The sequence below is a fragment of the Streptomyces sp. NPDC048473 genome (genome assembly GCF_043200155.1).
Classification (GTDB): domain Bacteria; phylum Actinomycetota; class Actinomycetes; order Streptomycetales; family Streptomycetaceae; genus Streptomyces.
Map to the genome: position 1 here is coordinate 94,365 of NZ_JBICXE010000004.1, position 21,754 is coordinate 116,118.

General features: G+C 71.4%; 18 protein-coding genes and 1 pseudogene. 12 read left to right on the plus strand and 7 right to left on the minus strand.

The window, feature by feature from the left end; all coding sequences use genetic code 11:
- Positions 1-14: 14 nt before the first annotated feature.
- Both ACGFU7_RS08930 and ACGFU7_RS08935 read right to left on the minus strand, forming a co-directional pair.
- Positions 15-971, minus strand: a complete 957-nt coding sequence (locus ACGFU7_RS08930) for a M56 family metallopeptidase (protein ID WP_393693771.1) — start codon at positions 969-971, stop codon at positions 15-17.
- A gap of 7 nt (positions 972-978) precedes the next feature.
- Positions 979-1,425: a BlaI/MecI/CopY family transcriptional regulator gene (locus ACGFU7_RS08935; protein WP_393693772.1), complete on the minus strand. Its 447-nt coding sequence runs from the start codon at positions 1,423-1,425 to the stop codon at positions 979-981.
- A gap of 243 nt (positions 1,426-1,668) precedes the next feature.
- Here ACGFU7_RS08935 and ACGFU7_RS08940 point away from each other — a divergent pair, with 243 nt between their 5' ends.
- Together ACGFU7_RS08940 and ACGFU7_RS08945 are read left to right on the plus strand one after the other, a co-directional pair.
- Complete coding sequence (locus ACGFU7_RS08940) at positions 1,669-2,124, plus strand: tellurite resistance TerB family protein (protein WP_393693773.1); 456 nt, start codon at positions 1,669-1,671, stop codon at positions 2,122-2,124.
- A gap of 296 nt (positions 2,125-2,420) precedes the next feature.
- Positions 2,421-2,810, plus strand: coding sequence for an SAV_915 family protein (locus tag ACGFU7_RS08945; protein ID WP_393693774.1), 390 nt, complete (start codon positions 2,421-2,423; stop codon positions 2,808-2,810).
- 54 nt (positions 2,811-2,864) lie between these two features.
- Here the strand turns inward: ACGFU7_RS08945 and ACGFU7_RS08950 are convergent, their stop codons facing one another.
- On the minus strand, positions 2,865-3,935 hold the full coding sequence (locus ACGFU7_RS08950) for a PucR family transcriptional regulator (protein WP_393693775.1): 1,071 nt from the start codon (positions 3,933-3,935) through the stop codon (positions 2,865-2,867).
- Positions 3,936-4,195: 260 nt separating this feature from the next.
- Here ACGFU7_RS08950 and ACGFU7_RS08955 point away from each other — a divergent pair, with 260 nt between their 5' ends.
- The 5 genes and pseudogenes from ACGFU7_RS08955 to ACGFU7_RS08975 all read left to right on the plus strand — a co-directional run.
- Positions 4,196-4,897, plus strand: a complete 702-nt coding sequence (locus ACGFU7_RS08955) for a hypothetical protein (RefSeq protein ID WP_393693777.1) — start codon at positions 4,196-4,198, stop codon at positions 4,895-4,897.
- A 123-nt stretch (positions 4,898-5,020) separates the two neighbouring features.
- Positions 5,021-7,141, plus strand: coding sequence for a flotillin family protein (locus tag ACGFU7_RS08960; RefSeq protein ID WP_393693778.1), 2,121 nt, complete (start codon positions 5,021-5,023; stop codon positions 7,139-7,141).
- Between the two features lie 114 nt (positions 7,142-7,255).
- The gene (locus ACGFU7_RS08965) at positions 7,256-12,217 is read left to right on the plus strand and encodes a DNA repair ATPase (RefSeq protein WP_393693780.1); all 4,962 of its coding nucleotides are present in this window, start codon (positions 7,256-7,258) and stop codon (positions 12,215-12,217) included.
- Between the two features lie 30 nt (positions 12,218-12,247).
- Positions 12,248-14,266: an NAD-binding protein gene (locus ACGFU7_RS08970; RefSeq protein WP_393693782.1), complete on the plus strand. Its 2,019-nt coding sequence runs from the start codon at positions 12,248-12,250 to the stop codon at positions 14,264-14,266.
- A 50-nt stretch (positions 14,267-14,316) separates the two neighbouring features.
- Positions 14,317-14,514: pseudogene (locus tag ACGFU7_RS08975) on the plus strand (DNA polymerase III); the annotation flags it as partial.
- Between the two features lie 26 nt (positions 14,515-14,540).
- Here ACGFU7_RS08975 and trpS read toward each other — a convergent pair.
- From trpS to ACGFU7_RS08990, 3 genes are all read right to left on the minus strand, one after another.
- Positions 14,541-15,632 (minus strand): tryptophan--tRNA ligase, encoded by a 1,092-nt coding sequence (trpS, locus tag ACGFU7_RS08980; protein WP_393693784.1) that lies wholly within the window; start codon positions 15,630-15,632, stop codon positions 14,541-14,543.
- A 239-nt stretch (positions 15,633-15,871) separates the two neighbouring features.
- Positions 15,872-16,282 (minus strand): VOC family protein, encoded by a 411-nt coding sequence (locus ACGFU7_RS08985; RefSeq protein ID WP_393693786.1) that lies wholly within the window; start codon positions 16,280-16,282, stop codon positions 15,872-15,874.
- Positions 16,283-16,452: 170 nt separating this feature from the next.
- Positions 16,453-16,590, minus strand: coding sequence for a DUF6126 family protein (locus tag ACGFU7_RS08990; RefSeq protein ID WP_351196063.1), 138 nt, complete (start codon positions 16,588-16,590; stop codon positions 16,453-16,455).
- 155 nt (positions 16,591-16,745) lie between these two features.
- Here ACGFU7_RS08990 and ACGFU7_RS08995 point away from each other — a divergent pair, with 155 nt between their 5' ends.
- The 3 genes from ACGFU7_RS08995 (at position 16,746) to ACGFU7_RS09005 (ending at position 19,063) form a co-directional block, all read left to right on the plus strand.
- On the plus strand, positions 16,746-17,834 hold the full coding sequence (locus tag ACGFU7_RS08995; RefSeq protein WP_393693788.1) for an LLM class flavin-dependent oxidoreductase: 1,089 nt from the start codon (positions 16,746-16,748) through the stop codon (positions 17,832-17,834).
- A 23-nt stretch (positions 17,835-17,857) separates the two neighbouring features.
- Complete coding sequence (locus ACGFU7_RS09000; protein ID WP_393694256.1) at positions 17,858-18,511, plus strand: FMN reductase; 654 nt, start codon at positions 17,858-17,860, stop codon at positions 18,509-18,511.
- Positions 18,512-18,640: 129 nt separating this feature from the next.
- Complete coding sequence (locus tag ACGFU7_RS09005; RefSeq protein ID WP_393693790.1) at positions 18,641-19,063, plus strand: universal stress protein; 423 nt, start codon at positions 18,641-18,643, stop codon at positions 19,061-19,063.
- A 90-nt stretch (positions 19,064-19,153) separates the two neighbouring features.
- Here ACGFU7_RS09005 and ACGFU7_RS09010 read toward each other — a convergent pair whose 3' ends face one another.
- The gene (locus tag ACGFU7_RS09010; protein WP_393693792.1) at positions 19,154-19,564 is read right to left on the minus strand and encodes a hypothetical protein; all 411 of its coding nucleotides are present in this window, start codon (positions 19,562-19,564) and stop codon (positions 19,154-19,156) included.
- Positions 19,565-19,684: 120 nt separating this feature from the next.
- Between ACGFU7_RS09010 and ACGFU7_RS09015 the strand changes: the two genes are divergently transcribed.
- Positions 19,685-20,590: a hypothetical protein gene (locus tag ACGFU7_RS09015; RefSeq protein ID WP_393693794.1), complete on the plus strand. Its 906-nt coding sequence runs from the start codon at positions 19,685-19,687 to the stop codon at positions 20,588-20,590.
- A 209-nt stretch (positions 20,591-20,799) separates the two neighbouring features.
- A complete protein-coding gene (locus ACGFU7_RS09020; protein WP_393693795.1) occupies positions 20,800-21,747 on the plus strand; it encodes an NADP-dependent oxidoreductase in 948 nt (315 codons plus the stop codon).
- Positions 21,748-21,754: the final 7 nt, after the last annotated feature.

The following is a 21,754-nucleotide window of genomic DNA, read 5'->3' on the forward strand; positions in this document are numbered from 1 at the left end:
TCCCGTCGTACGGCTCACAGCGGGGTCGCCGCGTGCAGGATCCGCACCAGCGTCACCGCCGCGTTGAGCGACGAGAGCGCCGAGACCGCCGTGCCCGTCGTCGCAACGAGTGCCGCCAGGACGGCATGGGCGGACGACGGGGGCCACAGCCGGGCCGGCGGAACCGGGGCGAGCAGCGCCGCCACCCGGCGCGGTATGGGGCCCGCCGCCGAAGCGGAGCTCGCGAAGGCCGCGAAGCCGACCGAGGCGTCCGGGGCCCGGTGCGAGAAGAGCGCCGCCTTGCCGACCGCGACCGCCACCACCCGCCGGTCGCCGACCGCACGTGCGGCCTCCTCGTCCGCCCAGCGTTCGGTGCTGAACGCCACCGCCGTACGCAACGGCAGCAGGAACGGGTTGGCGCGCGCCGCCAGTTGGACGGCCAGCAGATAGCGGTGGTGCCGGGCGGCCAGATGGGCCCGCTCATGGGCGATCAGGGCCCGGCGCTCACCGGCGTCCAGACACCGGGTCATCGCGGTCGAGACGACGACCCGGCCCGGATTGCCCGGCAGCGCATAGGCGTACGGCTCCGGGTCCGGGAGCACGGCGACGTCGCCCGAGGTGACGGATCGGGCGGCGGACAGGGCACGGCCGGCCCGGATGCGCAGCCGCACATGGCGGTACACCGTCCACCCGCACGCCCCGAGCACCGCCGCCAGCACGCCGATCGCGACGATGCCCGCCTTCACCTCGTACGGCACCGCGTCCCGCACCTGGGGGTCCGACCAGCTGTCCGGCAGCGGATTGCCCGGGAGCTGGGCCGTACCGACCACCATCAGCAGGCCCAGGCACAGCGTGCTGCACAGGGCGAGCAGCGTGCCGACGACGGCGAGCAACCGGGTCGCGCTGCGGGGGTGCAGATGCTGTTCGGCGAGGCGCGCGATCGGCAGCGCGGTCAGCGGCAGCACGAGCGGCAGACAGACGAAGACACCCATCGGACCGCTATCGGCCTTCCGTGTCAGGGGGGTTGTCCGGGTCGTCCGGGGCGGTCGCGCGGGCCAGGAGCGCACGCAGCCGTTCCTCGTCACCGGGGGACAGGGCCGAGATGAAGTGGGCGAGCACGGCATCCCGGTCCCGTTCGCCGTCCAGCACGCGGCGCATCCGCAGGGCCGCGAGACCGGCCTCGTCCGAGGCGGACGTCCAGGTGTAGGAGCGGCCCTCGCGGGACCGGGTCACGGCGTTCTTCGCGTAGAGGCGGGAGAGGATCGTGATGACGGTGGTGTACGCGAGGTCGCCGTCGAGGTGTTCCTGCACCCAGCCGGCCGTCGCGGGGCCGTTCGCCGAGTGCAGTACGGCGAGGACCTGGGCCTCCAGTTCGCCCTGCCCGCGCCTGCGCAGCCGCGGGCTGTCGGGGCGTACGGGATCGGGACGCACAGGGTCGGAACTCACAGGGGCGGGGCTCACAGGGGCGGGCACTTCCTCGTGGGGCGGCTCGTTGTCCGGTTGGCGGCCGGGCCTGGCCGAGTCCATCTGGGTCCGCCCTTCTGCGATACCGCGTCAGCCGCGGCGTCGCAGCATCTTACTTACCGATGTATCCGGGACACAGCGGGCACCCGTCCTGCTAACTTCTACACGTCTGTAGAGTTGGAATTCATTCCGGCAACACAACGCAACGCAACGTATGGAGACGTCATGGCACTGTGGGATCGGATCAAGGAATCCGCTTCGTCGATGCAGTCGCAGCTGGAAGCGAAGAAGAACGACCTGAAGAGCGGCGCTTTCCGTGACGCGAGCATGGCCATGTGCGCCCTGGTCGCGGCGGCCGACGGATCCATCGACCCGTCCGAACGCCAGCGTGTCGCCTCGCTGATCGCCTCCAACGCAGTTCTGCAGAACTTCCCGGCGGACGATCTGCAGCGCCGCTTCAACGACTACGTGAACAAGCTCACCGCCGACTTCGCCTTCGGCAAGGTCAGCGTGCTCCAGGAGATCGGCAAGGCGAAGAAGAAGCCTGCCGAGGCGCGTGCCGTCATCCAGATCGGCATCGTCATCGGCGGCGCCGACGGCGACTTCGACAAGACGGAGCAGGCTGTCGTCCGGGAGGCGTGCTTCGCGCTCGACCTCCCGCCGCACGAGTTCGACCTGTAAGCGCCCTGCTCTACGGACCGGCTCGGCCCGGTCCCACCCCCATACCGCCGGAGCGACTGCGGAGCGGCTGACCACCGGTCCGTGCCCGGCAGGCCGGGGGTGCGCCACTCCCCCCGATGCGCACCTCCGGCCACCCCCTTCCGAGACCCCGCCCCCGCAGCACGCATCAGCATCGCGTCACGGGTGCGGGGTCTCGCGTCAAGTGCGCGTCAGGGCCGTACCGGCTCCCCTCACGTGCGGGCATAACGTGTTGGGTGCAGCACGCATGCACCTGGGCCCGTCGAGGAGGCACACCCATGTCCGACCACAGCGGAACGGACGACCCCGAACCTCTTGAACCCGGCCCGGCCGGACCGCTCTTCGTCCCCGTCCGGCCGGGACCGGCCGGTTGCCCCACCGGATGGACGGCACGGTACTTCCGTACGCCGCTGGGCGACCGCACAGCCGTCGGCTTCACCTCCGTGCACCGGCTCGCCGCCACCCTGGGCGACGGTCAGCCCTGGATCAGGCTCTCCGAACCGGCCCTGCGCTCACTCGGCATGCCACTCGGCGTCACCGCCCTCACGGTCGACCCCCAACTGACCGCGCAGGCCCCCGGACGGGCCCGCACACCGGCGACCGGGGTACGTCGGCGCAGCCCGTATCCGAGGTCCGGGCCCACCGCCGTCACCCGGTGCGGTCGTTGACGACGAGGCAGGCAGGCCACGGCGCCCGCGCACGGGGCATCGGTGCGGGGCCGGTCACAGCTCCTTGGCCGGCCAGTCCAGCAGCCGGGCGCCGATGACCGCCGTCTGCAGCGTGTAGCGGTGCACCGGGTCGGACGGATCGGAACCGGTCAACTGATGTATCCGCTCCAGCCGGTACGTCAGCGCCCGCACGCTCAGCGACAGCCGACGGGACGTCTCGGCGGCCACACAGCCCGCGTCGAAGTAGACGGAGAGCGTCTTCAGGAGGGGTTCGGCGCCGCCGCGCGCCTGCTGGAGCGGGCCCAGCTGGCTGCGCACCAGATCGGCCATCGCCTGCCGGTCCCGGGTCAGCACCGGGTAGACCAGCAGGTCGGCGGCGTACAGCACCGGATCGTCCAGATCCATCCGTTCCGCGAGATCGAGCGCCTCAAGCGCCTCGTCGTACGACTGGACGACGCCACCGGGGCCCGAGTGCGGGCGGCCGACCGCGACCCGGCCGCCGTCCGTCGCCGCGTGCGACTGCTTGGCGAAGTACCGCAGGACATCGGGCTGGTTTCCGGGGGCGATACAGACCAGCCGTCCGTCCTTCGTCGTGATCAGGATCTTCCGGCCGCTGAAGCGCGTGAGCAGCGCCGCCTCGACCGTGCGCAGTACGGGGTCGGTCTCCGTGTACGCCTCCGGGCCCGTCGCCACCGCGACCGCGTGGGCGCGCGAGAGCCGCAGCCCGAACCGGGTGGCCCGCTCGGCGAGCCTGCCCAGGTCGCTGCGCCCGTACAGCAGATCGTCGATGAACTCACGGCGCGCCGCCTCCTCGCGCCGTACGGTGAGCCGCTGGGCCCGCTCGAAGCCCGCGGCGAAGGCGTCGACGGCCTGCTCGACCGTGGCCAGCACGGAGTCGATGGACGCCGCATCGGCAAAGGCGGCTTGCGGCCAGGCGGTGCGGGTCGCGGCGAGATGGAGGCCGATCAGGGCGCGCAGCTGGAATCCGGCCTCGGCGGCCTCCCTGCCCAGGAGCCGGCGGGTGTCCAGCTCGTCCCGGGTCAACCGACGGCCAGTGGCGGCGACATCGGCCAGAATGTGGGCATAGTCCCCCAGATACTCGTCGAAAATCTCCGGCTCCGGCACGCGCACTCCTCAAGTCCTGACGCGACATTGACACTCCCCCAACGCATACGGGCCGGTGCCGGTGCCCGGCATCAAGGACGTACAAAGATTGCCGGACTCCGGCAGTGCGGTCCCCGGCCCCGAGTGACACGATCCGGTCAGCACGAACCGGGGGAACACGGGGGATACGGGGGAAGACCCGGCTGCTGCGGCACCGCTCCGAGCGGTACCGCAGCACCGGGGTCACCACCGGACCGCCCGAAGGGACAGGGGGCGGACCGATGCAGGAGTTCCTGAGCGCGGCGACCGCCTTTCCCGCCGTCCTGTTCGGCGCAGCGCTGGCCGTGGTCGTCTTCTTCTGGCTCCTCGTGCTGGCCGGTGCTGCCGATCACCACTCCTTCGACGGGGACCTCGACACCGGCATGGCCGGGATCGGCGGGGTGCCGGTCACCGTCTCGGTGTCCGTCACAGTCGTCGTCGGCTGGTTCACGAGCCTGGCCGGTACGGTCCTGCTGCGCCGCAGCGGTGTCACCGGCCTCACCCGCGCCGCGCTCGCCTGTGCCGTGTTCGCCGGGGCGCTGCTGATCGCCCGGGCCGTGATGCGGGTGCTGGTGCGCCTGGTGCGCCGGCGATTCCCGGACGAGCCTCCTCCGTCGCGGCAGGACTTCCTCGGCCGGGTCTGCACGATCCGTACCGGTTCCGTCAGCTCCGACTTCGGCCAGGCCGAGGTCGCGGCGGCCGACGGTTCCACCGCGATCGTCCAGGTCAGGCTGCTCGGCCCGACGGACGACGCGCACGGCACGGACGGCACGGTTCTCACCTCGGGCAGTGCGGGGCTGCTGTACGCGTACGACGACGAAGGCGAGTTCTTCTGGGTCTCGCCGTACGACAAGGCGCTGGACCCGGGACCACCGAAGCCGCGCACGGGCCCGCGCCCGGGCACCCGCTCAGGCGCGCGCCGCACTCCGCGTCGCTCCGGCTGACCGTCCCGCCCGTCGCGGCCGCGTCACCGAAACCGCCCGGGCCGTCCGGTCACCCGGCCGTCCGGTGACCCGGGCAGATCCCTCTTACCTCTCCACCTTCCTCACCAGCCGCCAAGGACTGTCATGGATGCCATCACCCTGGGCTTCGGTGTGCTCGTAGCCGTTGTCCTGCTCATCGCCGTCGCCCTGCTCCTCGTCATCAGCCGGCTCTTCCGCAAGGTGGAACAGGGCAAGGCGCTGATCATCTCCAAGACCAAGAAGGTCGATGTCACCTTCACCGGGGCCGTCGTCCTGCCGGTGCTGCACAAGGCCGAGTACATGGACATCTCGGTAAAGACCATCGAGATCCGCCGCACCGGGCGCGAGGGCCTGATCTGCCAGGACAACATCCGCGCCGACATTCACATCAACTTCTTCGTACGCGTCAACAAGACCGTCGAGGACGTCATCAAGGTCGCCCAGTCCATCGGTACGGAGCGGGCCAGCGACAAGGTCGCGATCCAGGACTTCTTCGCCGCGAAGTTCGCCGAGGCGCTCAAGACCGTCGGCAAGCAGCTGGACTTCGTCGATCTGTACACCAAGCGCGAGGAGTTCCGTGACCGGATCATCCGGGTCATCGGTACGGACCTGAACGGCTACCACCTCGACGACGCGGCGATCGACCACCTGGAACAGACGCCGATGTCTCAGCTCGACGGCGCCAACATCCTCGACGCACAGGGCATCCGCAAGATCACCGAGCTGACGGCGATCGAGCACGTACGCACCAACGAGTACCAGCGCACCGAGCAGAAGGAGATCACCCGGCAGAACGTCGACGCCCGGGAGACCATTCTGGAGCTGGAGCGCCGGCAGGCCGAGGCCGAGATCAAGCAGCGCCGCGAGGTCGAGACGCTGCGGGCCCGCGAGGAGGCCGCGACCGCCCGGGTCCAGGAGGAGGAACGGCTCGGCGCCCAGACCGCGTTCATCCGTACCGAGGAGCAGCTGGGCATCCAGCGCGAGAACCAGGCCCGGGAGATCGCCGTCGCGCAGAAGAACCGTGAGCGTGTCATCGCCGTGGAGAACGAGCGCATCGAGAAGGACCGGCTGATCGAGGTCATCGGGCGCGAGCGGCAGACCGAACTCAACCGGATCGCCGCGACGAAGGAGGTCGAGGCCGAGCGCCGTGAGGTCGCCGATGTGATCCGGGAGCGGATCGCCGTGGACCGTACGGTCGCCGAGCAGGAGGAGTCCATCAAGACGCTGCGGGCCGTCGAGGAGTCGGAGCGCACCCGCAAGTCGGTCATCATCGCCGCCGAGGCGGAGGCCCAGGAGAAGCTGGTCAAGGACATCAAGGCCGCGGAGGCGGCGGAGGCGGCGGCCACCCACCTGGCCGCCGAGCAGCTGACACTCGCCGAGGCCCGGCTGAAGACCGCGGACCTGGACGCCCAGGCGAAGCTGCGGCTGGCCGAGGGCATCCAGGCGGAGTCCGCGGCGCCCGGACTCGCGGAGGTCCAGGTACGTGACGCCGAGGCCGACGTCATCGAGAAGACCGGTCTCGCCGAGGCCGAGGCCGCGTCCGCCCGTCTCAAGGCCGAGGCGGAGGGATCCAGGCTCAAGGCGCTCGCCGCAGCGGAGGGTACGCAGGCCCAGGCGACGGCCGACGCGGCGATGATCGGCGAGAAGCTGAAGGCCGAGGCGGCGGGGCTTACCGAGAAGGCGGCCGCCATGGCGGCGCTGGACGACGCCTCGCGCGGCCACGAGGAGTACCGGCTGCGGCTCGCCGCGGAGAAGGAGATCCGGCTGGCAGGGCTCGATGTGCAGCGGCAGGTCGCCGAGGCGCAGGCGACGGTGCTGGCCACGGGTCTGGAGAACGCCGAAATCCACATCGTCGGTGGGGACTCGGTCTTCTTCGACCGGCTCGTCTCGTCCATCTCGATGGGCAAGGGCTTCGACGCCTTCGTCGAGAACTCGGACACGGCGAAGGCGCTCGCGGGGCCGTGGCTGAACGGCACGTCGTCGTTCACGGACGATCTGACGCGGGTGCTGGGGTCGGTGTCGACGGGGGACGTGCAGAACCTGACGGTGTCGGCGCTGCTGATGCGGATGATGCGGGCACCGGGGGCGGGGGTCGCGCCGGGGCAGGTGCAGCAGCTGCTGGCCGCGGCGCGGCAGTTGGGGCTGGCGGATGTGCCGGTGTCCGCGGTGGCGGGAGCGGGCGTCCCCGATGTGCCCGCCTCGCGTAACGGGTCGCCGGTCGCGTAGGGCGAATATCGATCGCCGGATGGGCGGGGCAGATCACGCCCGTCCGGCGATCGAGGACACGGCCCGACAGCGGGACGCACCCGCACCAAACACCTCGTAGGGAGAGCCGCACGTATGGAAGCCGACACCACGACCGCACCGCCCACCGGCGGCCCCGTGGACGCGGGGACGTACGACGTGCTGCGCCGCCGGCTGACCGCCCGGGCCGCCGATCTCGCGAACCGCGCCGAGGCGCTCAACGCCCGGCGCACAGAGGAGTTCGGATCGACCGGGCTACGGCTCACCGGCACCGAGCAGATCCGTACCGAGCAGGCATCCGTACCCCGCGACCTGGTGGCCGTCGGCGGCCGGCTGCTGTTCGGGTTCGAACGGGGCCCGGGGGCAGCGGAACCCGCCGAGGTCGGCGACGTACTCACCCTGTACGGACCCGAGTTGGAGACCACGGACCAGGGCGGCCTGCTCGAAGACGAGGCCTTCGTACGCGAATTCGCCGCCCTGCACCGCTACTACCGCGACGCCCGCCTCCTGCGACTGCGCCGCGTGGACGGCAAACTGCTTGCCGTCTTCCGCACCGGCGAGAGCGCCGACGGCATCCGCGTACTGCGCTGGGCGCTCGCCCCGGACGGTTCGCCCGGCGTGTTCCTCGACGCGCGCGGCGACCGCGACCACGTCTTCCCGCCCTCGCACGACTTCACCTGGACCGTCGCGGGCCGCGGGTCCCACGTCCTCGGCCGGCACCCGCACATCGCCGTGGGCGGGGGCGGTGACGGCACGGACGCCGTCCTCTTCGTCGACACGCTCGGCGGCACCCTCACCGTCAAGACGGTCAACGACACCGACACCCCCGACGGGATCTACGAGGAGCCGGTCACCGAACCCCTCCAGTCCCTCGCCGACGCGGATGTCGAGCATGCCGTGATCGGCCCGCTGATCCTGCTCCGCGTCCGCCCGTACAACGAGGAGTCCTGGCGGTACCTGGTCTTCAACACGCTGCTCGGCACGGTCCTGCGTCTGGACCTCATCGGGCCCGCCTGCCACCGGCTCCCGGAGGACCAGGGGATCATCTTCCCCGGCGGCTACTACCTCACCACCGGCACCGCCAAGACCTTCGACATCGCCGAGCCGCTCACCGACCCGGTCTTCGAGGGCGCGGTCCGCTCCCCGAACGGCGAGGACGTCCTCTACGTCTTCCGCTCCCCCGACGACGGCCGCAGTCTGCTCCTGCCCTACAACCTGATCCGGCAGGAAGTCGCCACTCCCCTCCAGGGCCGCGGCCACGCCCTGCTGGACACCGGCACGCTCGTCCTCCTGCGGGGTAGCGCCACGGGCGACGAACCGGCCCGGGTCCACCCGTTGCAGCGCTGGCGGACCCCGTACGTCTCCGACACCTACGCCGCCTCCCGCCCCGCCGGGACCGGTCCGCTCGCCCGGGTCGGCAACGCCGATCTGGTGCGCGGCATCTCCGACTGTCTGGCGCTCGCGCACAGCGCCGCCGAGACGACACCGACCGCCGCCGTGTACGCGCAGCTGGTCGCGGACTGCACCCGCGCCACCGACCGCTACCACTGGCTGACCGATTCCGAACTGGGCGCGCTTGCTGCCCCGTTGGCGGAGCTGCGGGCCACCGCACAGCAGTTCCTCACCGAGTTCGAAACGGTCCAGGAGCTGACCCGGCAGGCCGCCGACGCGCTCAGCGAGACGGCCGACCGGCTCACCGCTCTCGTCCGCCGCATCCGTGGCGAGGCTCCGCGCTCGGCCGCCGCCTGGGTCGCCCAGCTCACCGAACTCCGCCGCGCGCACGGTCATTTGGCGACGCTCGCCGAGATGCGGTACGCGGACACCGAGCGGATCGCCGAGCTCACCGCCGCCACCGCCGCCGACATCGAATCGGCCGACCGGCGCACTGTCGCGTTCCTCGGCCGGGACGATGCGTTCGCCGGCTACCACGAGGACGTCGCGCGCCTGGCCGCCGAGGCGTCCGCGCTCACCACCGTCGTGGACGCCTCGGCGCTCGGCGACCGGCTGACGGAGATGACGCAGGGCCTCGGCACCGTCACGGATGTCGTGGCCGGGATCAACATCGGTGACGCGACGGTCCGTACGTCGGTCCTGGAGCGGATCGCGGAGGTCCTCGGCGGGGTCAACCGGGCCCGCGCCACTCTCGACGCGCGCCGCCGCGAGCTCCTGGACCACGAGGGCCGCGCCGAGTTCGCCGCCGAGTTCGCACTGCTGGGGCAGGCCGTCACGGGGGCACTGGCCGCGGCGGACACCCCGGACGCCTGTGATGAACAACTGGCCAGGCTGTTGCTCCAGTTGGAGAACCTGGAGTCGCGGTTCGCGGAGTTCGACGACTTTCTCGACGAGCTGGCCGGGCGGCGGACGGAGGTGTACGAGGCGTTCTCGGCCCGTAAGCAGACGTTGCAGGACGCCCGGGCCCGGCGGGCGGAGCGGCTGGCGGATTCGGCGGCCCGGGTCCTGGAAACGGTCTCCCGGCGGCTGGCCACCCTGCCCGACCTGGACGCCGTCCACACGTACTTCGCCTCCGACCCGATGGTCGTCAAGGTGCGCCGCACCGCGGACGAACTGCGGGAACTCGGCGACCCGGTGCGCGCCGAGGAGCTGGACGGGCAGCTGCTGGCCGCCCGCCAGGAGGCCGGGCGGGCCCTGCGCGACCGCAGCGAGCTGTACGCGGACGGCGGCGCCACGATCCGTCTCGGCCGGCACCGGTTCGCCGTGAACACCCAGCCGTTCGACCTGACGCTCGTCCCGCACGGGGACCGGCTCGCGTTCGCCCTCACCGGCACGGACTACCGGGCGCCGGTCACCGACCCGGCCTTCGAGGCGACCCGCCCGTACTGGGACCGGACGCTGCCCTCGGAGTCCCCGCACGTCTACCGCGCCGAGCATCTGGCCGCCCGGCTCCTGGACGAGCAGGGCGCCGACACCCTCGCCACCCTGAACGGGTCCGAACTGACCTCTCTGGTGCGGGAGTCGGCGGCGTCCGCGTACGACGAGGGCTACCAGCGCGGTGTCCACGACGAGGACGCCACCGCCATCCTCACCACCCTGCTGGGGCTGCACGCCGGGGCCGGACTGCTGCGCTGCCCGCCCGCCGTACGAGCGGCGGCGCAGCTCTTCTGGGCGTACGGGACGGACGAGGCCCGGCGCACCTCCTGGACCCGGCGGGCCCTCTCGCTGGCCCGCGCCCGTGAGACGTTCGGCCTCTCCCCGGCCGTCGCCACGCTTCACGAGGAGTGGGCGGAGGTCATCGGGGGCGACGGGGCCCCCGCCGTCGCCGCGTATCTCTTCGAGGAGCTGACGAGCGGCCCGGCCGGATTCGTCACGAGCGCCGCCGCCCGCACGTTTCTGGACAAGTTCCGTCGTACGACGGACTCTTCGGCGTACGACGAGGACCTCGCCGCTCTCCACGACGACCTCCCGGCCCGGCGCCAGCTGGTCGAGGGATGGCTCGCCTCGTACGCCGCCGCGAGCGGTACGGAGATCGACGCGGGCGACCTGGCGGAGGCCGTCGCCGTGGAACTCTGCCCGGAGCCCGTGCTCGCCCGGTACGAGTGCGAGGCGCCGCTCACCGCGACCGTGGACGGCCTGCTCGGCACGCACCCGCGCATCGACCGGGGCCGGCTGACCGTCCGCCTCGATGAACTCCTCGCCCGCACCGACGGGTTCCGCACCACCACCGTCCCCGGATTCCGTGCCTATCAGCGCCATCGCACCGCACTCGTGGCAGCCGAGCGTGCCCGGCTGCGGCTGGACGACCACCGGCCGCGCGTCATGTCGGCGTTCGTCCGCAACCGACTCCTGGACGAGGTGTATCTGCCGCTGATCGGCGACAGTCTCGCCAAGCAGCTCGGCACCGCCGACGCCGGCCGGCGCACCGACTCGCAGGGCCTGCTGCTGCTCGTGTCGCCGCCCGGCTACGGCAAGACGACGCTCATGGAGTACGTCGCCGACCGGCTCGGCCTGGTCCTCGTCAAGATCAGCGGACCGAACCTCGGCCACGACGTGACCTCCCTCGATCCTGCGCAGGCGCGCTCCGCGACCGCCCGCCAGGAGATCGAGAAGATCAACTTCGCCCTGGAGACGGGCAACAACACGCTCCTCTACCTCGACGACATCCAGCACACCTCGCCCGAACTGCTCCAGAAGTTCATTCCGCTCTGCGACGCCACCCGCCGGATCGAAGGCGTACGGGACGGCGAACCGCGCAGTTACGACCTGCGGGGCAAGCGGTTCGCGGTGTGCATGGCGGGCAATCCGTACACCGAGTCGGGGGCGCGGTTCCGTATCCCCGACATGCTCGCCAACCGGGCCGACGTATGGAATCTCGGCGAGGTGCTGAGCGGCCGCGAGGACGTCTTCGCGCTGAGCTTCATCGAGAACGCGCTGACCGCCAACCCGGTGCTGGCCCCGCTCGCCGGGCGTTCCCGCGACGATCTCGCCCTGTTCGTACGGCTCGCCTCCGGGACCAGCCAGGCAGCCCGCGCGGACCGGCTCGACCACCCCTACGCGCCTGCCGAGGTGGACCGGATCGTGTCGGTCCTGCGCCATCTGCTGACCGCCCGGGACACGGTGCTGGCCGTGAACGCCGCGTACATCGCCTCGGCCGCACAGACGGACGCGACGCGCACCGAGCCGCCGTTCCGGCTGCAGGGCTCGTACCGCAACATGAACAAGATCGCCGAGCGGATCGTGCCGGTGATGAACGACGCGGAACTCCTCGCCGTCATCGACGACCACTACGCGGGCGAGGCCCAGACGCTGACCACGGGCGCGGAGTCCAATCTGCTGAAACTCGCCGCGCTGCGCGGCCGTCTCACCGCCGAGCAGTCCGCGCGCTGGTCCGCGATCACTGCCTCCTATGTCCGTACGCAGGCGCTCGGCGGCCCGGACGGCGACCCGGTGACCCGGGCGGTCGCCGCGCTGGGGCTGCTCGCGGACCGGATCGCGGCGGTCGAGTCGGCGATCGTCCGGGTCGCGGACCCGCGCCATCTGCTCGCCGGCCCGCAGGCCCGGCACGCGGCGCCGTCGGCCTCCGTTCCGCAGGAAGATCACTGACCGGGCGGGTACGACGGAGAGGAGCAAGGCATGCTGGGTCTCGTGTCTACACTTCCCCAACAGCCCCAACGCTCCCCGCTCAGCGGACACATGGTCGTCTGCGGTGACGACGCACTGGCCCAGCGGCTCGCCGTGGAGCTGCGCTATGTGTACGGAGAGCGGGTCACCCTCGTACTGCCGCCGGGACGTGACGCGCACCGGCCGGAGCTGCCGCTGACCGGGCGTGGCCGGGCGGCGGCCCTGTTCGGCCGGATGTCGCAGGCGGTGAACCGGAACGGCGGGAACGGCGGGAACGGCGGGAACGGCGGGAACGGGTCCACGGGTGCTCCCGGGGACGGCGACACCAACGCCGGGGTCGAGGCGGTACGCATCCTGGAGGCACCGGAACCGTCCGACGAGGCCTTCGAGGAGGCGGGCATCGAATCGGCCGCCGCACTGGCCCTGGTCTATGACGACGACGAGCGCAACATCCGCGCCGCGCTGACCGCCCGCCGCCTCAACCCCCATGTCCGGCTGGTCATCCGGCTCTACAACCGCAAGCTGGGCCAGTATCTGGAGACCCTGCTCGACCAGGCCGCCGCCGTCGCCGCACCCGGCCTGGACCCGACCGAGCTGGACGCATCGACCACCGTCCTCTCCGACGCCGACACGGCCGCGCCCGCCCTCGCGGCGACCGCCCTCACCGGCTCCAGCAAGGTCATCCAGGCGGAAGGTCTGCTGCTGCGCGCCGCCGAACGCACCCCGCCCGAGGACGGCCGGATCGCCGACCCCGGCCTGTGCACCCTCGCGCTGCTCTCCTCCACCACCCATGACCCGGCGGGCACCGAGGGTTCCGACAGCAGCGGCGACGAAGGCCCCCAACTCCTGCCCGACGAACGGCAGGTGGCCGCAGCGACGGGGCGTCGCACGGTCGTCCTGGAGGCGGTCAGCCAGGCAGGCCCGGCCGGTCCGCCGTCCCGGATGGGCGGCGGCAGGGGCGCACCGCTCAGCCAGTTCTTCTCCCGGCGGCTGCGCTGGTCGGCGCTGGGTGTCGGCCTGGCCGTGCTGGGCCTCGCCGTCGCGTCCACGCTCACCACCGGGGACGACCCGGTGCACGCCACGTATCTGACGCTGCTGGACCTGTTCGCGATGGGCGACCCGGCGATCGGTGACTCCATGGCCCGTCAGGTGATCCAACTCCTGTCGGGTGTAGCCGGGTTGATGCTGCTGCCGCTGCTCGTGGCGGGTGTGCTGGAGGCCTTCGGATCGCTCCGCACGGCCTCGTCCCTGCGCCGCCCGCCACGAGGCCTGTCCGGCCATGTGGTACTGCTCGGCCTCGGCAAGGTCGGTACGCGGGTCCTCGTCCGGCTGCATGAGCTCGGCATTCCCGTGGTGTGCGTGGAGGACGACCCGGACGCGCGCGGAATCCCCGTGGCCCGGCGGCTGCACGTACCGGTGGTCCTCGGTGACGTCACGCAGGAGGGCGTACTGGAGGCGGCGAAGATCCAGCGCTCCCGCGCGCTTCTCGCCCTGACCAGCTCCGACACCACCAACCTGGAAGCCGCGCTGTACGCCCGCTCGGTCAAGCCGGACCTGCGCGTCGCACTGCGCCTGTTCGACGACGAGTTCGCCACCGCCGTCTACCGCACCCTTCGCACCGCCCACCCGCAGGCCCTGACCCGTTCCCGCTCCGTCTCCCATCTGGCCGCCCCGGCCTTCGCGGGCGCCATGATGGGCCGGCAGATCCTGGGCGCGATACCGGTCGAGCGGAAGGTGATGCTGTTCGCGGCGATCGAGGTGGCGGGGTACCCGCAGCTGGAGGGCCGCACGGTGGAGCAGGCGTTCCAAGCGGGCGCCTGGCGGGTCCTGGCCCTGGACGCCACCCCGCCTCAGGATCGCCGCCGGGATCTGACCACGGCCACCCCCGCCTCCCCCAACCGCCCGTCGGGCCTGGTCTGGGACCTGCACCCCGGGTACGTACTGCGCCCCGAGGACCGCGTGGTGATCGCCGCGACCCGCCGGGGCCTGGCCGAACTGCTGCGCAGACGCCGCTCGTTGACGCGCCGCTGAGCCGTCGGACGTACGGCGGACCCGCGAAATCCGGGTGCCGGTGCGCGTCCCGGTACCCGTTCGGCCACCGCCACACGAACGCCGAGCTCCCCTTCACCGACAGCTAGGGCCTGCGCAGACGCCCAGGCATGGCCCAGGCCCTGCGGATCGCGGGACTCCCCCTGGAGGGCCGCCACCACAGCGGCGCGGACGACGCCTGGAACATCGCGGCACTGATCCTGGACGTGGCGGCACGGGGCGCCCGGCCGACGGCGGACCGACCGGAGTCCGGGGCCTACAGCCCGCCGCCCATCACCCCCCGCACCTCGTCCAGCGTCGCCCCGGCGATCTCATTGGCACGCTCGTTGCCGGCCCGGAGCACCGACCGTACGTACCCCATGTCCTGCGCGTACTCCGCCCGCCGGGCCCGGATCGGCGCCATCTTGCTGTTGACGGCGTCGGTGACCGTCCGCTTGAGGACAGCCGCGCCACCGCCACCGATCTCCTCGGCCACGACGCGCGGATCGCGGTCCAGACAGAGAGCCGCCAGCAGCACGAGCGACGACACCCCGGGCCGGGTCTCCGGTTCGTACGTGATGTGCCGCTCGGCATCCGTCTTCGCGCCCTTGATCAGCCGGGCCGTCTCGTCCGCGTCGGCGCCCAGCGCGATGGAGTTGGCGCGGCTCTTGCTCATCTTGGTGCCGTCGGTGCCGAGAAGGAGCGGCGCGGCGGAGAGCAGCGCGTCCGGCTCGGGGAACACCTCTCCGTACCGCTCGTTGAACCGCCGCGCGACGGTCCGCGTCACTTCGAGATGCGGCAGCTGGTCCCGCCCGACCGGCACCAGATTGCCCTTGCAGAACAGGATGTCGGCAGCCTGGTGCACCGGATACGTGTACATGAGCCCGCTGACGGCCGACTGCCGGGAGTGCGCGATCTCGTCCTTGACCGTGGGATTGCGGCCCAGCTCGGCGACGGAGACCAGGCTGAGGAAGGGCAGCATCAGCTGGTTGAGCGCGGGCACGGCGCTGTGGTTGAAGACCGTCGAGCGCTCCGGGTCGATCCCGATGGCCAGGTAGTCCAGCAACAGCCCCTCCGTGATCTCGGTGAGCCGCTCGGCCACGTCCCGGTCGGTCAGCACCTGGTAGTCGGCGACGAGGACGAAGACGTCCACCCCGAGCTCCTGGAGCCGCACCCGGTTGTGGAGCGTGCCGAAGTAGTGCCCGAGATGGAGCGCCCCGGTGGGCCGGTCACCGGTCAGGACGCGGAACCGCTCGGGCGTCCTCCGGACCTGCTCCTCCAGCTCGGCGGCACGCAGCCCGGCCGGGTCGGTGAGGGTGTCGGTGTCGGTGTCGGTGTCGGTGTCGGCAGTGGTGTCCGTGACGGTCATGGATCTCTCCTCGCGATGGTGTGTGCGTGGAGGACGGCCCACGGGCTCGGTTTCGTACCGCAGAAGGGCATGAAAAAGGGGCCGTCCATATCGAACGGCCCTGATCCCGTGCTGATGAGGTGGCCGCTCCTAGAAGGAGCGCCACCAGTTCCGGCACGGTACGGAGGTCATGGACCGAGTGTAGCGACTACCGCCCGCCACACCACCTCGCGTTTTCCCTCGCCTCCCTGTCCGGCCCCTCAGGAGTTGGACCATCCGCGCCTGCACAGGACGAGCCGGTATCCGTCCGGGTCCTCGACGGTGACGCCCCACTCGTTCCAGTACGGATTCGGCGACAGGACGCGCTTGCCCCCGTGCTCCTGCAGCTGCTCCACCATCTCGTCCGGCACGGGCTCATCGAGATAGAGGACGAGCAGGTCCTCGTCGGTGGGGCGCGGATCTACGGGGTGGTCGCCGCCGTGCACGAGCTCCAGGTGCCAGGAGGCATCCGGCAGCCCCACCATGAGCAGATCGTGCGCACCGGGCTCCCGTCCCGCTTCGGCGCGGAACAGCACGCTCAGTCCGAGTCCGCCCACCCAGAACCGCTCGGCGGCGGCGAGGTCCCGGGACGGCCGGGCAAGACGAATATGGCTCTGGCCGGTGAACGGCACGGTGGTGCTCCTCCCTGACAGCGGCACGCCCGTCTGCGCACCGAGGCCCGCAGCGTAGGCATTCGGCCCCCCGCCCGCATCGGCACACGGTCCTGGTCCCCGCGACCGGACTCCTGCGACCGAAGGTCTACGTCCTCCGCGCGCCCCGGGCGCTGCCACGCGCCGCCCGCTCACTTCTTGGCGTGCTCGCCCACGTAGAAGAGGATCCAGATGAAGCCTGCGAAGAGATGCGTGGCGAAGACGTACACGAAGACGCGCAGCGCTACGCCGCGTTCCTTCCAGCGCTCGCTCTCGCCGCTCTCGCCCACAGCCCTGCCTCCGTCCGGCCGGAGGCGCCCGGCCTCCGCAACCCGTCCAGGGTACGCACCACCCCGGCCCTCCCCGGCGGAATAGGTCAGGGGGGTGACCCGTTGTAGGGTGTGTTCAGATAGTTCAATGTTCAACAAACTTGGAGGCGGGCGCCATGGAGTTCGGGATCTTCACCGTCGGAGATGTCACCACCGACCCCACGACCGGCAGGACACCGAGCGAGCACGAGCGGATCAAGGCCACCATCGCCATCGCCCAGAAGGCGGAGGAGGTCGGCCTGGACGTCTTCGCGACCGGTGAGCACCACAACCCGCCGTTCGTCCCGTCCTCCCCGACGACCACGCTCGGCTACATCGCCGCCCGCACCGAGAACCTGATCCTGTCCACGTCCACGACGCTGATCACCACCAACGACCCGGTGAAGATCGCCGAGGACTACGCGACGCTCCAGCACCTCGCGGACGGCCGCGTCGACCTGATGATGGGCCGCGGCAACACCGGACCGGTCTACCCCTGGTTCGGCAAGGACATCCGCCAGGGCATCCCGCTCGCCATCGAGAACTACGCCCTGCTGCACAAGCTGTGGCGCGAGGACGTCGTCGACTGGGAGGGCAAGTTCCGTACGCCGCTGCAGTCCTTCACCGCGACCCCGCGCCCGCTGGACGGCGTCCCGCCGTTCGTCTGGCACGGCTCCATCCGCTCCCCGGAGATCGCCGAGCAGGCCGCGTACTACGGGGACGGCTTCTTCCACAACAACATCTTCTGGCCCATCGAGCACACCAAGAAGATGGTGAACCTCTACCGGCAGCGGTACGCGCACTACGGGCACGGCACCGCCGAGCAGGCCATCGTCGGCCTCGGCGGCCAGGTGTTCATGCGGAAGAACTCGCAGGACGCGGTACGGGAGTTCCGTCCGTACTTCGACAACGCGCCGGTCTACGGGCACGGGCCCTCGATGGAGGACTTCACCCGGCAGACCCCGCTGACCGTCGGCTCCCCGCAGGAGGTCATCGAGCGGACCCTGTCCTTCCGGGACGCCGTCGGCGACTACCAGCGCCAGCTGTTCCTGATGGACCACGCGGGACTGCCGCTGAAGACGGTCCTGGAGCAGCTCGACCTCCTCGGCGAGGAGGTCGTCCCGGTGCTGCGCAAGGAGTTCGCCAACCTGCGGCCGGCCGGAGTCCCGGACTCCGCCCCCGTACACCCGGCCGTCGCCGCCCGCACGGCCACGAAGGAGGCCTGACCACCGTGTCCACCACGTCCAGCGTGTTCGCCACCGAGCCCCTGAGGATCGTCGCCGTATCGGCCGGGCTGAGCAGCCCCTCGTCGACCCGGCTGCTGGCCGAGCGGCTGGCCGGCGCCGCCCGCGAGCGCCTGATGGCCGAGCAGGACCGCACGGTCGAGGTCCGGGTGATCGATCTGCGCGATCTGGCCGTCGACATCGCCAACCACCTGGTCACCGGGTTCCCGCCGAGCACCCTGGACGAGGCGATCAAGGAGGTGACGGAGGCGGACGGCCTGATCGCCGTCTCGCCCGTCTTCACCGCCTCGTACAGCGGACTGTTCAAGTCGTTCTTCGACCTGATCGACAACACGGCGCTGACCGGCAAGCCCGTCGTCATCGCGGCGACGGGCGGCACCGCCCGCCACTCGCTCGTCCTGGAACACGCGATGCGTCCGCTCTTCGCCTACCTGCGGGCCACCGTCGTACCGACCTCCGTGTACGCGGCCTCGGAGGACTGGGGCTCGTCCGGCGACGAGTACACCGACGGCCTGCCGTCCCGCATCCGGCGTGCCGGTGGCGAGCTCGCGACCATGATCGCGGGCGGCCGGGCGGCCTCCGGGGCGCCGAGGGCGCTCGGGCTCGACGACGAGGTCGTGCCATTCGAGCAGCAGCTCGCCGACCTCCGGCTGGACTGAGCCTGCTCGAGCGAACCCGCCACCCGAAGCCCTGTCCGGTTTGATTAGAGTTGGACCGAAAGATGCGTCGTGCGAGGTTTTCTCGCACGACGCCTCTGCGCACTGAGCCGAACCGAGCTGGAGGCAGAGATGGGCAGGATCGTAGTGGGCGTTGACGGCTCCGAGTCGTCGATCAAGGCGCTGCACTGGGCCGTACGCCAGGCGGAACTGACCGGTGACACGGTGGAGGCCGTCAACAGCTGGGAGTACCCCTCGACCAGCTGGGCGTCCATGATGCCGGGCATGCCGGAGGACTTCGATCCGCAGGCCGTCGCGACCGTGGCCCTCACCGAGACGCTGGAGGAGGCCCTGGGCGCCGAGGGCGCGGCCACGGTCAGCAAGATCGTGGTGATCGGCAACCCGGCCCAGTCCCTGCTGGAGCGTGCCAAGGGCGCGAACCTGCTGGTCGTCGGCGCTCGCGGCTACAGCGGCTTCAAGGCGACCCTGCTCGGCTCGGTCAGCCTCCATGTCACCCAGCACGCACCGTGCCCGGTGACGGTCGTACGCGACTGACCGCAACTGTGGGCAAGAGAGGACGGGCCCGCGCTCTGCGCGGGCCCGTCCTCTCTTGCCGGGGGCTTCTCACTGCGGCGGGAGACGCGCTCACGTCTCCTCTCGCGTGTAGAAGATGTAGAAGGTGGTGATGAACATCCCGAGGCCGACCGCCAGTCCCAGTGCCGAGGACCGCAGCACGCTCGAATCGGTCAGCCCGACGAGCAGGCCGATCGCCGCGGCTGTCAGCGCGCCGTACGCCACCGCCCGCACCAGGGGCAGCATGGTGTGCTGGATGCGGCCCAGCGCGAAGCAGAGAACGGCGAGCACCACCGCACCGATCAGGCCGTACCAGAACTGCCGGCCGCCGCTCGCGCCGTTGTTGCGCAGGATGAACGACGCGTAGAGACCGTACGCGGCACCCAGCGTGACGGGGATGGCCCAGGCGCGGGCGCTGTGCCCACGTGCCCGTGACTTGTCCCCGGTCCGTCCGCGGGTCGGCATTGCTGCATGAGTGGCCATGGCGGAGAACTCCTTCCGTCGCCCCTTTTCCCTACCAGAGCACACCCGGCCGCGCCGCCCGGCAACTCGGATGGCGCAGGGCCCGGGGCGCGCCGCTCCCGTACGGGATTCCCTGGAGGGGTGCGGACGTATCTCTCGGCGGCTCTGGCGGTGGTGGTGCTGGTGCTGCTCGCCGTCCTCGTCCCGCTGAGCGCACTCTCCGCCTGGGTGGATCTGGAGATCGACAACACGGACCGTTACGTCGCCGCGGTGGCCCCGCTCGCCGCCGACCCCGAGGTACAGAGCACCGTCAGCGACCTCATCACCGACGGGGCGATGAAGCAGATCGACGCCGGGCCGCTCCAGAGCACCGTGCGGGACTTCCTGCACGAGGCGGTGATGTCCTTCACCACCACCGACGCCTTCCAGGCTGCGTGGAACGCCGCCAACCGCACCGCCCACGAGGCCGTGACCGCCGCGCTGAACGGCAACACCGGCGATGCCGTGACCATCGATCTGGCGCCGATGACGGAGCAGGTCAAACAGAACCTGGAGGAGAACGGGGTGCTGCTCGCCAACCTGATCCCGGTTCAGCACACCGACATCACGATCGTCTCCGCCGACCGCGCCGACCAGTTCCGCCAGACCTTCCGGTGGCTTCGGGCCGGCAGCATCTGGCCTGCCGTGGGCACGGTCGTGTTCGCCGTACTGACCGTGGCCGTGGCCTGGGTGCGCGGCGGCCCCGGGCGCAGGCGCTCCGCGCTCGCCGCGCTCTCGGCCACGGCGGTGGCCGGGTTCGGCTTCGCGCTGGGGGCGCTCGTCCTGCGCGTGGGGATCGCGGTCGCCCGCGACCGGGTGCTGTCCGGGGTGCCGGACAGCGAGACGGGCGGTGCGGCGGCGGTGTACGACGCGCTGACGAGCTCGCTGCGCACGACGGTGTGGATCGTGTTCGGTGTGGGGCTGGCGGTGGCGCTGTGCGCGGTGCTCGGGCGGGTGTGGACGGCGCGCGGAGTGCACGGCGGCGGGCAGGGCGGGCAGCGCCCGTAGCGGACCCGGTTCGACGTGCGGCGGCGCGCAGGGCCCGTAGCGAACCCGGTTCGACGTGGAGCGACGGGCAGGATCCGTACCGGACCCGGTTCGACGTGCGGCGACAGGCAGGATCCGTACCGGACCCGGTTCGACGTGCGGCGACAGGCAGGCCGGGGAAGAGTGGTTCTCGTGACTGCCGGATCGGGGACGACTGAGAGGTCTTCCATATGCGAGCCATAGCCGTCAGCGCGTTCCGAGCCGACCCCGCACTGGTCGAGATACCCAAGCCCGAGCCGGAAGCCGGTGAGGTACGGGTCAGGATCGAGTACGCCGCACTCAACCCGTGCGACTGGCAGGCCGCACAGGACTCCCTGGACGACAGCCTCACCCCGCGGGTGTTCCCGCTGGTCGTGGGCGTGGACTTCGCGGGCCGGGTGGACATGATCGGCAGCGGCGAGAACCGTTTCCGGGTCGGCGACCAGGTCTTCGGCCGGGTGGCCGGGCCCGCGGCCGGCGCCGGTACGTACTGCGACTACGTGTCCGTACCGCAGGACTCCGCCATCACCCTCGTCCCGGACGGCCTCCCCCTCCGTACCGCGGCGGCGCTGCCGTCCGCCGGAATGGCTGCTGCCCAGATCCTGGAGATCGCGGTGCTCCGCGGCCACGAGAGCCTGCTGGTCATCGGGGCGGCGGGCGGCGTCGGCAGCTATCTGACCCAGCTCGCGTCGGCCCGCGACGTACGCGTGCTCGCGGCCGTGCGCGGCGACGAACGCAAGCGGATGACGGCCCTGGGCGCCACCGTCACGATCGACACCACGGACCGCTCCCTCGAAGCGGCGGTACGGGAGACCTGCCCGGACGGCGTCGACGCACTCGTCGACCTGGTCTCCACCACCCCGGACACCTTCGCCGCCCATGCCGCGCTGGTACGCGGCGGCGGGATCGCCCTCACCACCCGGGGCGTCGCCGCCGGGGCCGCCCTTCCCGCGGACGTGACCGGCATCGACTTCCGGCTCGAACCCACCCCGGTCCTGCTCGACGTCCTGGCCGAGGGCGCCGCCGAGGGCGTACTGCGCGTGCCCATCGACATCGAGCTCCCGCTGGAGAAGGCCCCGCAGGCCCTCGACCGGAACCGGACGGGCGGCGCACGCGGCAAGACGGTCATCGTGCTCTGAGCCCCGC

Bases quoted from the DNA above. Each gene is read 5' to 3' on its own strand.
- ACGFU7_RS08930 (WP_393693771.1), bottom strand. From the start codon at position 971: ATGGGTGTCTTCGTCTGTCTGCCGCTCGTGCTGCCGCTGACCGCGCTG.
- ACGFU7_RS08940 (WP_393693773.1), top strand. From the start codon at position 1,669: ATGGCACTGTGGGATCGGATCAAGGAATCCGCTTCGTCGATGCAGTCG.
- ACGFU7_RS08945 (WP_393693774.1), top strand. From the start codon at position 2,421: ATGTCCGACCACAGCGGAACGGACGACCCCGAACCTCTTGAACCCGGC.
- ACGFU7_RS08955 (WP_393693777.1), top strand. From the start codon at position 4,196: ATGCAGGAGTTCCTGAGCGCGGCGACCGCCTTTCCCGCCGTCCTGTTC.
- ACGFU7_RS08960 (WP_393693778.1), top strand. From the start codon at position 5,021: ATGGATGCCATCACCCTGGGCTTCGGTGTGCTCGTAGCCGTTGTCCTG.
- ACGFU7_RS08965 (WP_393693780.1), top strand. From the start codon at position 7,256: ATGGAAGCCGACACCACGACCGCACCGCCCACCGGCGGCCCCGTGGAC.
- ACGFU7_RS08970 (WP_393693782.1), top strand. From the start codon at position 12,248: ATGCTGGGTCTCGTGTCTACACTTCCCCAACAGCCCCAACGCTCCCCG.
- trpS (WP_393693784.1), bottom strand. From the start codon at position 15,632: ATGACCGTCACGGACACCACTGCCGACACCGACACCGACACCGACACC.
- ACGFU7_RS08995 (WP_393693788.1), top strand. From the start codon at position 16,746: ATGGAGTTCGGGATCTTCACCGTCGGAGATGTCACCACCGACCCCACG.
- ACGFU7_RS09005 (WP_393693790.1), top strand. From the start codon at position 18,641: ATGGGCAGGATCGTAGTGGGCGTTGACGGCTCCGAGTCGTCGATCAAG.
- ACGFU7_RS09010 (WP_393693792.1), bottom strand. From the start codon at position 19,564: ATGGCCACTCATGCAGCAATGCCGACCCGCGGACGGACCGGGGACAAG.
- ACGFU7_RS09020 (WP_393693795.1), top strand. From the start codon at position 20,800: ATGCGAGCCATAGCCGTCAGCGCGTTCCGAGCCGACCCCGCACTGGTC.